This window comes from Enterococcus eurekensis (genome assembly GCF_042654605.1).
Lineage (GTDB): Bacteria > Bacillota > Bacilli > Lactobacillales > Enterococcaceae > Enterococcus_I > Enterococcus_I eurekensis.
In genome coordinates, this window is sequence record NZ_JBHSGT010000065.1 from 1 (window position 1) to 6,571 (window position 6,571).

Annotated in this window: 7 protein-coding genes and 2 pseudogenes; 6 read left to right on the plus strand and 3 right to left on the minus strand. The window is 36.1% G+C overall.

The features are described from left to right. Window positions 1-233: 233 nt before the first annotated feature. The 3 genes and pseudogenes from ACFO3L_RS10970 to ACFO3L_RS10980 form a co-directional block, all read left to right on the plus strand. A complete protein-coding gene (locus ACFO3L_RS10970) occupies window positions 234-773 on the plus strand; it encodes a TetR/AcrR family transcriptional regulator (protein WP_379967414.1) in 540 nt (179 codons plus the stop codon). Between the two features lie 498 nt (window positions 774-1,271). Further along, a complete protein-coding gene (locus ACFO3L_RS10975) occupies window positions 1,272-1,814 on the plus strand; it encodes a PTS sugar transporter subunit IIC (protein WP_379967432.1) in 543 nt (180 codons plus the stop codon). Continuing rightward, window positions 1,802-2,533 (plus strand): annotated as a pseudogene (locus ACFO3L_RS10980) (2-dehydropantoate 2-reductase); the annotation flags it as partial. The gene ACFO3L_RS10975 and the pseudogene ACFO3L_RS10980, both read left to right, overlap by 13 nt. Before the next feature lie 93 nt (window positions 2,534-2,626). Here ACFO3L_RS10980 and ACFO3L_RS10985 read toward each other — a convergent pair. Further along, window positions 2,627-2,779: a hypothetical protein gene (locus ACFO3L_RS10985; RefSeq protein WP_379967417.1), complete on the minus strand. Its 153-nt coding sequence runs from the start codon at window positions 2,777-2,779 to the stop codon at window positions 2,627-2,629. 7 nt (window positions 2,780-2,786) lie between these two features. Between ACFO3L_RS10985 and ACFO3L_RS10990 the strand changes: the two are divergent. After that, window positions 2,787-2,969 (plus strand): annotated as a pseudogene (locus ACFO3L_RS10990) (6-phospho-beta-glucosidase); the annotation flags it as partial. Between the two features lie 101 nt (window positions 2,970-3,070). On the opposite strand, the gene ACFO3L_RS10995 reads toward ACFO3L_RS10990, so the two are convergent. After that, on the minus strand, window positions 3,071-3,715 hold the full coding sequence (locus ACFO3L_RS10995) for a CPBP family intramembrane glutamic endopeptidase (RefSeq protein WP_379967420.1): 645 nt from the start codon (window positions 3,713-3,715) through the stop codon (window positions 3,071-3,073). A gap of 208 nt (window positions 3,716-3,923) precedes the next feature. Between ACFO3L_RS10995 and groES the strand changes: the two genes are divergently transcribed. Next, window positions 3,924-4,208, plus strand: coding sequence for a co-chaperone GroES (groES, locus tag ACFO3L_RS11000; RefSeq protein ID WP_379967423.1), 285 nt, complete (start codon window positions 3,924-3,926; stop codon window positions 4,206-4,208). Between the two features lie 24 nt (window positions 4,209-4,232). Next, the gene (gene groL / locus ACFO3L_RS11005) at window positions 4,233-5,858 is read left to right on the plus strand and encodes a chaperonin GroEL (protein WP_379967426.1); all 1,626 of its coding nucleotides are present in this window, start codon (window positions 4,233-4,235) and stop codon (window positions 5,856-5,858) included. A 401-nt stretch (window positions 5,859-6,259) separates the two neighbouring features. Here the strand turns inward: groL and ACFO3L_RS11010 are convergent. Continuing rightward, window positions 6,260-6,571: transposase (locus ACFO3L_RS11010; RefSeq protein WP_379967429.1), on the minus strand; the 312-nt coding region annotated here is incomplete at its 5' end.

A 6,571-nucleotide genomic window follows, 5' to 3' on the forward strand; every position in this document is an offset into this window, starting at 1 on the left:
TAAAGAAATACGCTTGCAAGTATGTTCTGTTCCTAAGAATCTCGTGACTTCAGTCATGAGAGGTTCAAAAATATGTGATATGTTATTAGAAGAAAGTCAGCCAAGTGATTGAATTCTCTTAAATAAATCACAAAACGATCACGCTTGCCAACCCATTACCACAGCGAGAACTTTTGACTAGTAGGATTTATCGGACTTTCAAGAGGAAAACGTGCTTATAGAAAGGGAATAAGATGTACGATGCGATTTTAGATGTTGCGGAAAAATTGTTTATGTCACAGGGCTACAATGAGACTTCCACGCGACAAATTACAGAACAATTAAATATTAGCCAACCCGCGCTATACTATCATTTTAAAAATAAAGAAGAAATTTATTTCAATGTGATGGTACGCTTGTCTCGAGAAGTCGAGCGCAGTTTGCGGGACCTTTCAGCTAAAGAAAATCTGACTTTAGAAGAGAAAATTGGTGAAATGGCCTTGTTTTTACAAAGAAAGCATCCCGTAAACCTAATTCTAATGTTAAGAGATATTCGGCAAATGCTATCAGAAGAAATATCATATAAGATTTTTATGTTATGGAAAATATCCTATAAGCAGCCTTTTATAGATGTTTTTTCGCAGAGTCCTGAAATAAAAAGGGTAAATGAAAGTTTAGACTGGATTGTCGGTCAGTTATTTGTTGTCATCTCGACCTATTTAGAAACAACTGATAAAGAAGAAGAATTGTTAAAAAGTATCCATCTATTTTTATATGGTGTGATGGATGAGTAAAGATACAAAAAATGGAATTAAAAGAAATGAGAAAGACTTTTTCGAGAAAGAAAAAGTCTTTTTTTTTGACTTAAAATAACAATATTTTTAATTCTAAAAATTAAAAAATGGTTATAAATAAGTTTTTAAAAGAAGAAAGGGGTCAATTAAAGGCTATATAATCACTTCTTAAATGAGTATAAAAAATATTTATAGGGGTATTAAAAATAACAAATTGTCTTATGTTTAGATTCGCGTTAAATTATGGGTGTCGAGAACAAGAGCAACAAGAAATTATTTTTTTTCAACATATGTGATTTTTTTCACTTTTTATTTTTAGAAAATAAGAAGGCCGGTGACGACTAGCTATCGATTCATCTAGGATTTTTTGATGAAGAGACATTTCAATCTTATTTTTTTATTCATACAAGTGAAATTTCTCTCAATTTTTTCTTGATACGTATTTTTTTAAAACCGACAAATGGAGTGATGGAAATGACAATTGAAATCGACGGGGCAATGACACCGAAAATCTTTTTTAACAAATTATTAGCTGGAACAGCACAAGGGACGATTATTGCTTTAATTCCTAATGCTGTTATTGGAGCAATTTTAAAATATTTTGCACATATAACCATTATCAATATGATTATCAATGCGGCGTTGATCTTTCAGGTGGCGACACCATTAATAATAGCCGCACTGATTGCCAAACAATTTAATTTAGCGCCGGCCAAGACAATGATTGTTGGTGGAGCAGCATTTGCCGCATCTGGTGTTATCAAATTCGATAATGAAGCTGGCGTATTTATTGCATCAGGAACTGGAGACATTATTAATATCATGTTAACGGCGGCAGTGGCCGTTTTAATGATGATGTGGATTGGATCAAAACTAGGATCCGTTGAAATCATTGCTTTGCCAATCGTCGTTGGAATCGGTGCGGCATTAGTTGGAATGTTAATGTACCCCTATGTTACGCAAATTACTGTGACAATCGGTCAAGTTATTAATGACTTTACGAATTTCCAACCTGTAATATTGATTTCCAGGCAGATTTAGTTATCTTATTTACCAAAGCAATGCAACTGGACGGCATGATGCAGTCGATTCAAAATATGGTGGGTGAAGAGACAAAAGTTTTATGTTTATTAAATGGCATCGGACATGAAGATGTAATTAAGAACTATATGCTGCTAAGCAATATTTTGCTAGGTAATACGATGTGGACAGCAAGTCTAGAGGCTCCAGGTAAAGTGAAACTATTTGGAAATGGTTCAATTGAATTACAAAATTTAGGAAAAGATGGGAAAGAATCCGCAAAAGAGGTCATCGCTGTCTTGAATGAAGCAAATTTAAATGCTAAGTACTCAGAAAATATTTTATCTTCGATTTATCGTAAAGGCTGTGTGAATGGTACGATGAATGGTTTGTGTACGATTTTGGATTCGAATATGGCCGATTTTGGTGAGATAGAAGAAGCTGAACAAATCGTCGAACAAATAGTTTCAGAATTTGCGGCTGTTGCGGCGATGGAAGATGCACCTTTAGATATCCCAGAAGTGTTAGCGCAAATTAAATCTTGCTATAATCGTGAAACGATTGGTTTGCATCATCCCTCAATGTACCAAGATTTAATTATTAATAATCGCTTAACAGAGATTGATTACATCAATGGTGCCATTGCTCGTAAAGGAAAAGAATATGGCATACCAACACCGTACTGCGCTTTCTTAACCAAACTAGTCCATGCGAAAGAACAAGTTTTAGCAGCTGTATAGAAAATGATCGCTAGAAAGATCGTGATAGAATCAGTCTTTCTAGCGATTATTTATTGGTCGAAAGAATTAGTCGGGTTCTCACAAAGGCTTATTCTATGCTAGAATCGTTGTAACATTTAATTGAATTCGATGATGGGAAGCTGTTAAAAGCTCATATGGTGGATTGATTTTTGCGTAGGAGTCATCACGCGTACAGACGACGGATCCAGTGTTATTAGAGCAAATATTCGGTAACATTTTTTGCATCAGTTAAGAACCCTTATTTATTGTCGAAAATGGATTGGGTGCAATCAATGGTGTTGATTTACTTGGCTATACTACATGGAGCTGTATTGATTCAGTGAGTGCAGACACTGGGGAAATGTCGAAACGGACGAAGAAAAAATCATTTGATTGGTACAAGCAAGTCATCGCATCGAATGGTTCTGACTTGTAAAATAAACAAAGAAGTGAATAAACTAAAAACATCGCTGCAAAGTAGCTTTTAAAAGTTACTTTGCAGCGATGTTTGATTTTGTTTGAATAATTTGATGCAGACTAGGGCACTTGAATCCCCATCGTTTCAACGATTAGATTAACAATCACGACCAGTGAATTCATTCCGACATGGGTAATGATTGAAGTCCAAATACTACCAGTCACAACGTATTGTAAACTAAAGAATGCACCTAAAGCCCCATATAGTAAAAGATGACCATCTTGGTGAACAAGCGCAAATAATAAGGAACTTACGAGAACACCTATCCAGACGTTGGACTTACGAGTCACGCCGCCTAAAATCACGCGACGGAAAAGTAATTCTTCCATAATTGGACCGCCAACTGTGACGGCTAACATTACTAGTGGTTGATGGAAAATTAGTTCCATAATATTACTAGTGTTTTCAGATTCCATTTGGCCACCAAAGAAAATTTCAATTGAAAGCATCACGTTTTGTAAAATAATTGCTAAGAAAATGCCGACGAGACCTAAGGTAATAATTCGTCCCCAAGACATGCGCACTTCTTCAAAAGGCAATTTGATTGTTTGTTTCTTATATAAATAAATTAAAGAAATGGCTCCTAAGATATATCCGATAGTTAAGATTATTAAGCTTTGTTCAATGCTAAAAGCAAACGAAGGTGCAAAGAAAGCAACTATATAAATAAGAAAACTAAAAATGGTGTATTTTTTGAATGTCATAACGACCTCCTGTTTTTATTTCATTATAACAAACAAGTCAAAAAGGACAAAAGAAAATATTCCTAACCAATTTTGACTTTTATAAAAAAATTCACTCAAAATACTTGCAAAAGTCATCGAATATGAGTATCATAAATGATGTAAGTTAGCACTTGAGAACATCGAGTGCTAACTAAAAAATCAAAAGATATTAACGGAGGGATTTATTGTGTTAAGACCATTAGGTGATCGTGTCCTTGTAGAAGTGGCACAAGAACAAGAACAAACAATTAGCGGATTCGTATTAGCGTCATCTGCGAAAGAAAAACCTCAGACTGGAACAATCCTTGCAGTCGGTGAAGGTCGCCTACTTGATAGTGGCGAATTGGCACCAGTTCCTGTAAAAGTTGGTGAAACAGTCTTATTTGAAAAATATGCTGGTTCAGAAGTGAAATACGAAGGCAAAGAATACATGATTTTCTCAGTAAAAGACATTATTGCAGTAGTTGAATAAAAAATATTTTTTGAGGTGAAAAAAATGGCAAAAGAAATTAAATTTTCAGAAGATGCTCGTAGCGCAATGTTACGTGGTGTTGATAAATTAGCAGATACAGTTAAAGTAACATTAGGTCCAAAAGGTCGTAACGTTGTTTTAGAAAAATCTTTTGGTTCACCATTAATTACCAATGATGGTGTGACCATTGCAAAAGAAATCGAATTAGAAGATCATTTTGAAAACATGGGTGCAAAATTGGTTTCAGAAGTTGCTTCAAAAACCAATGATATTGCCGGTGACGGTACAACAACCGCAACTGTTTTAACCCAAGCAATTGTTCGTGAAGGAATGAAAAACGTTACAGCTGGTGCGAATCCATTAGGCATTCGTCGTGGGATTGAATTAGCGACTCAAGTAGCAGTTGAAGAATTACATGCAATTTCTGCAAAAGTTGATTCAAAAGATTCAATTGCTCAAGTTGGTGCAGTTTCTTCAGGTAGCGAACAAGTTGGTCAATACATTGCAGATGCAATGGAAAAAGTTGGCAACGATGGCGTTATTACTATTGAAGAATCTAAAGGAATTGAAACTGAATTAGATGTCGTTGAAGGGATGCAATTTGATCGTGGTTATTTATCACAATACATGGTAACCAACAACGATAAAATGCAAGCAGAACTTGAAGCACCATATATCTTAATTACGGATAAAAAAATCTCAAATATTCAAGATATTTTACCTTTATTAGAGCAAATTTTACAAGCTTCAAAACCATTATTAATCATTGCTGATGATGTAGATGGCGAAGCATTGCCAACATTAGTCTTAAACAAAATCCGTGGAACATTTAATGTGGTAGCGGTTAAAGCTCCAGGATTCGGCGACCGTCGTAAAGCGATGTTAGAAGATATCGCAATTTTAACTGGTGGTACCGTGATTACGGAAGATTTAGGTTTAGAATTAAAAGATGCAACGATTGATATGTTAGGTCATGCTAGCAAAGTCGTTGTCGATAAAGACAATACAACAATCGTTGAAGGTGCAGGATCTGCCGATGCCATTGCAGCACGTGTGGCATTAATTAAAAATCACATTGCTGAAACAACTTCTGATTTCGATCGTGAAAAATTACAAGAACGTCTAGCGAAATTAGCTGGCGGTGTTGCAGTCATCAAAGTTGGTGCACCAACTGAAACCGAACTAAAAGAACTAAAATTACGTATTGAAGATGCGTTAAATGCAACTCGTGCAGCAGTTGAAGAAGGAATGGTTTCTGGTGGTGGAACAGCCTTGGTTAACGTTATTAGTAAAGTTGCAGCAATTGAAGCAACTGGCGATGTTAAAACAGGTGTGAAAATTGTTTTACGTGCTTTAGAAGAACCTGTTCGTCAAATCGCTGAAAACGCAGGTTACGAAGGATCAGTTATCGTTGATCAATTGAAACGTGCAGAATTAGGTACAGGATTTAATGCGGCAAATGGTGAGTGGGTAAACATGTTAGAAGCAGGAATCGTTGACCCAACGAAAGTAACACGTTCAGCATTACAAAATGCAGCGTCAATCTCCGCTTTATTATTAACAACTGAAGCAGTGGTAGCTTCAAAACCAGAACCAGCAGCACCAGCAATGCCTCCAATGGATCCAGGAATGATGGGCGGCATGATGTAATTAATAGCGAAATCTCTTATTAAATAAGGGGTTTCGCTTTTTTTTTTAAAGGAAATAGAGCCTTCGAATTTAATGGGTTGTTCGTCAAATTGTGTTGATGGGCCCAAAATGAGTAAAAATAATCGTCAGAATCGGTAGAGGAAATTGTTTCTCTATCGATTTTTTGACATTAGAAAAGAGGGGCGGAGCCTCCCGCTCCCCTGCGAAAAATCACCTTGTTGACAAAAGCTGCGAGACCGCTTCGAGCCTGTAGTCTCTCAGCTCGAAAGCTTCAAACTCTAGTTAAGTGCTAAAGCACTAAACCAGAGTAATTCACATTTCGTCTTTTGACGCAGCGGGAACAAGGTATTTTTTCTTCGGTTCGCTATTGCTAGCTTCAAATGGTTTGTTAGTTATCCATATCAAGCTTCAGTGGGGGCGAAAATTAATCCCTGTATGATGTAGATTCGATCTCTTAAATGATAGAAGTTGCGATAACCATAGGAAACGCGTTTAATTAATTTAATTTTATTATTCAAGCCCTCGGTGACACCGTTAGAATAACGAAGCTCAAAAGCATTTTGAACCCCTTGCTTGTATTTCTTTAAGAAATATAATTTCTTTCGAAACCATTGCGGAAGAGCCTTATCCAATGTTTGAATCGTAGAGAAAAATCCATCTGTATCCTTCTTTTTCCGATAATAGTGGAGCAATTGAACCGCTTCGTAGGCAAG